This window comes from Pseudomonas sp. CFBP13508 (assembly GCF_005233515.1).
Lineage (GTDB): Bacteria > Pseudomonadota > Gammaproteobacteria > Pseudomonadales > Pseudomonadaceae > Aquipseudomonas > Aquipseudomonas mercuritolerans.
Genome location: NZ_QFZZ01000021.1, coordinates 1 through 2,406, shown reverse-complemented (window position 1 = coordinate 2,406; position 2,406 = coordinate 1). Strand labels below are relative to the sequence as shown.

The following is a 2,406-nucleotide window of genomic DNA, read 5'->3' as shown; positions in this document are numbered from 1 at the left end:
TCGAAGTTGCCACCGGTTACGCCAGTGATCGAGTTGGTGATCGGAGCATTACCTGCCAACGCATCGTTCGCAGCAACAGCGGTTGCAGTGCCAGTGGTCTGGCCGACGCCGATGGTGATGGTCTGACCGTTAGCCAATGTCACGACGACAGGCGAACCGGTAACCGGAGCGCCGACGGTAGCGGTGTAAGTCACGGTGCCGCCTTCAGCCACCGAAGTATCAGCCGTCAGTTTGACGGTCGAAGTATCGATGGTGTCAGTGACCTGAGTGACCGCTGGAGTGGTGCTCGGCACGAGATTTTCGAAGTTACCGCCGGTGGCGCTGGTGATCGTTGCCTGAACGGAACCGGCATCTTTGTAGACGTCGTCGGACGGTGCCGCAACGGTTGCAGTGCCGGTGGTTTCGCCAGCCTTGATGGTGATGACAGCGCCGTTCGACAAGGTCACGGTCACTGGCGAGCCAGCGGCGTTGGTCAGTGTGGCGGTGTAAACAATCGAGCCGCCCTCAGCCACGGAGCCGGTCGCATTCAGAGACAGGTTGGTGGTGTCGGCAACGTCGGTGACAGAAGTCGAGACAGGTGTTTTGTCCGCAACCAGATCTTCGAAGTTGCCGCCGGTCACGCCAGTGATCGAGTTCGTGATCGGCGCGTTGCCAGTCAGCGCATCGTTCGCAGCAACAGCGGTTGCAGTGCCAGTAGTCTGGCCAACGCCGATGGTGATGGTCTGACCGTTGGCCAATGTCACGACGACAGGAGAACCGGTAACTGGCGCACCGACGGTTGCGGTGTAAGTCACGGTGCCGCCTTCGGCCACCGACGTATCGGCGGTCAGTTTGACGGTCGACGTGTCGATGGTATCAGTGACCTGAGTGACCGCTGGAGTGGTGCTCGGCACGAGATTTTCGAAGTTACCACCGGTGGCGCTGGTGATCGTCGCCTGGACGGAACCGGCGTCTTTGTAAACGTCATCGGACGGTGCCGGAACGGTCACATTACCGCTGGTTTCGCCAGCCTTGATGGTGATCACAGCGCCGTTCGACAGGGTCACGGTCACTGGTGAGCCAGCGGCGTTGGTTAGCGTAGCGGTGTATGTAATCTGGCCACCTTCGGCAACCGAATTGCTGGCGCTCAAGGACAGATTTGTAGTGTCGGTAACGTCAGTGACAGAAGTCGAAACTGGAGTTTTGTCGGCCACCAGATCTTCGAAATTGCCACCGGTTACGCCAGTGATCGAGTTGGTGATCGGGGCGTTGCCGGTGAGTGCATCGTTCGCAGCAACAGCGGTTGCGGTGCCAGTAGTCTGACCGACACCGATGGTGATGGTCTGGCCGTTAGCCAATGTCACGACGACAGGAGAACCGGTAACTGGCGCACCAACCGTGGCGGTGTAAGTCACGGTGCCGCCTTCAGCCACCGAAGTATCGGCGGTCAGTTTGACCGTCGAAGCGTCGATGGTGTCGGTGACCTGGGTGATCGCTGGCGTGATGCTCGGAACGAGATTTTCGAAGTTACCACCGGTGGCGCTGGTGATCGTGGCCTGGACGGAACCGGCGTCTTTGTAAACGTCATCGGACGGGGCCTGGACGGTTGCGGTGCCGGTGGTTTCACCAGCCTTGATGGTGATCACGGCGCCATTCGACAAGGTCACGGTCACTGGCGAGCCTGCGGCGTTGGTCAAGGTCGCGGTGTAGGTGATCTGGCCACCTTCGGCAACAGAGTTGGTGGCGCTGAGCGAGAGACTGGTGGTGTCGGTAACGTCGGTGACAGAAGTCGAAACCGGAGTTTTGTCGGCAACCAGGTCTTCGAAATTGCCGCCAGTTACGCCAGTGATTGAATTGGTGATCGGCGCATTACCGACCAACGCATCGTTCGCAGCAACAGCGGTTGCAGTGCCAGTAGTCTGACCGACGCCGATGGTGATGGTCTGGCCGTTGGCCAGAGACACGACCACGGGCGAGCCAGTAACAGGCGCACCGACGGTGGCGGTGTAAGTCACGGTGCCGCCTTCGGCTACCGAAGTATCGGCGGTCAATTTGACGGTCGACGTGTCGATGGTGTCGGTGACAGTCGTCACGGCTGGAGCAGTGCTCGGTACCAGGTTCTCGAAGTTGCCGCCGGTGGCTTTGGTGATCGTCGCCTGCACTGAGCCGGCATCTTTGTAAACGTCATCGGACGGAGCCGCAACGGTGGCGGTGCCGGTGGTTTCGCCAGCCTTGATGGTGATCACAGCGCCGTTCGACAAGGTCACCGTCACAGGCGATCCAGCGGCGTTGGTCAAGGTCGCGGTGTAGGTGATCTGGCCACCTTCAGCCACCGAGTTGCTGGCGCTGAGCGACAGATTTGTCGTGTCGGTAACGTCGGTGACAGAAGTCGAAACTGGAGTTTTGTCGGCCACCAGATCTTCGAAG

The 2,406-nt window shown here is 59.8% G+C and carries 1 protein-coding gene; it reads right to left on the bottom strand.

Annotated features, from left to right (window positions below; all coding sequences use genetic code 11):
* A partial coding sequence (locus PspCFBP13508_RS27300; RefSeq protein ID WP_343287082.1) for an immunoglobulin-like domain-containing protein occupies positions 1-2,406 on the bottom strand: 2,406 nt, incomplete at both ends.